This window comes from Gymnodinialimonas mytili (assembly GCF_037544085.1).
GTDB classification, from domain to species: domain Bacteria; phylum Pseudomonadota; class Alphaproteobacteria; order Rhodobacterales; family Rhodobacteraceae; genus Gymnodinialimonas; species Gymnodinialimonas mytili.
Genome location: NZ_JBBIFW010000016.1, coordinates 1 through 1,237 on the forward strand (window position 1 = coordinate 1; position 1,237 = coordinate 1,237).

The 1,237-nt window shown below is 55.2% G+C and carries 4 protein-coding genes; all 4 read left to right on the forward strand.

The features are described 5' to 3' along the window. Positions 1–55 precede the first annotated feature (55 nt). The gene (locus V8J82_RS23630) at positions 56–343 is read left to right on the forward strand and encodes a transposase (protein WP_339979597.1); all 288 of its coding nucleotides are present in this window, start codon (positions 56–58) and stop codon (positions 341–343) included. A 225-nt stretch (positions 344–568) separates the two neighbouring features. After that, entirely contained in the window at positions 569–742 is a 174-nt protein-coding gene (locus V8J82_RS23635) for an IS3 family transposase (RefSeq protein ID WP_339979599.1), read from the forward strand. Positions 743–754: 12 nt separating this feature from the next. Next, entirely contained in the window at positions 755–967 is a 213-nt protein-coding gene (locus V8J82_RS23640) for a DDE-type integrase/transposase/recombinase (RefSeq protein WP_339979601.1), read from the forward strand. 9 nt (positions 968–976) lie between these two features. Further along, a complete protein-coding gene (locus V8J82_RS23645) occupies positions 977–1,234 on the forward strand; it encodes an integrase core domain-containing protein (RefSeq protein ID WP_339979603.1) in 258 nt (85 codons plus the stop codon). Positions 1,235–1,237: the final 3 nt, after the last annotated feature.

Genomic DNA, 1,237 nt, shown 5'->3' on the forward strand with positions numbered 1-1,237 from the left:
TGTCCTTTCCCCGTAAAGCTGGGCCACGACATTGGTCGCGAGAGGGGGGAGTGGAATGGCGCGGAAGCGACATTCAGACGAAGATGTATTGAAGCTGATGCGTGAGATCGAGCTGAAGCTGTCTGCTGGCAGCGATGTTGTATCTGCCTGTCGCAGCGTCGGTATCAGTGATGCGACCTACTACAACTGGCGGAAACGTTTTGGCGGGGTGGGGCGATCGCAGCTATCGGAGATGAAGAATCTTGAGAAAGAGAACGCCCGGTTGAAGAAGATTGTGGCGGAGTTGGAACTGGACAAGCTGATCCTCAAGGGAAGCCTGAACCATCTAAAGCCGAGGGCCTGACCACAGAGGAGCTCCGTCAGGCCGTCCTTCATACACAGCAGAAGCTGGCCACGTCCGAGAGGCAGATGTGCCGGGTGGTTGGTCTGGCGCGGAGCTCCCTGCAATATCGACTAACTCTGAGAGACGACGATGAGTTGCGGTTGGCATCATTCGACTTGTAGAGCAGTACGGACGATATGGGTATCGTAAGGGTCGTCCTGGTTGCGCCATTGGTTCGAGAAACCAATGGACTACGAGTTGCTTCATGTTGACGGCTGGCGCGTCAATCACAAGAAGGTCGAACGTCTTTGGCGAGAAGAAGGGCTCCAGCTTCCGCAGCGCCACAAGAAGCGTAGACGGCTCTATAACAAAGATAGCTCGATCATCCGGTTGCGGCCAACCCATCCCAACCATGTCTAGGCCATCGACTTGGTGCACAACAAGCTCAGCAATGGCCGCAGCTACAAGATGCTGACGGTGTTGGACGAGTTCACGCGGCAGGCCTTGGCGGTGACCGTCCGGACCAAGATGGGAGCCGACGATGTTCTAGAGGCGCTGTATCCACTCCTACTGAGGCATGGTTCGCCCGAATACATCCGTTCAGGCAACGGCCCGGAGTTTGCCGCAGAAGCACTGCAGGCCTAGTTGTTTAGAGTGGGTATCAAGTCGATCCGCGTTTACCCGGGATCGCCCTGGGAGAATGGATACAACGAACGCTTCAATGGGACGCTGCGTCGAGAGGTTTTCAATGCAGAATGGTTCACGACAACCGAACAAGCGCAGATCGTCATCGATCATTGGCTTAGCCAGTACAACCACACCCTTCCGCATCAAGCGCTTAATATGCGGCCATCAATCCCAGAAACCACATTAGAAAAACCACCAATTAGTGGCCCAGACACAGGGGGCTAGACA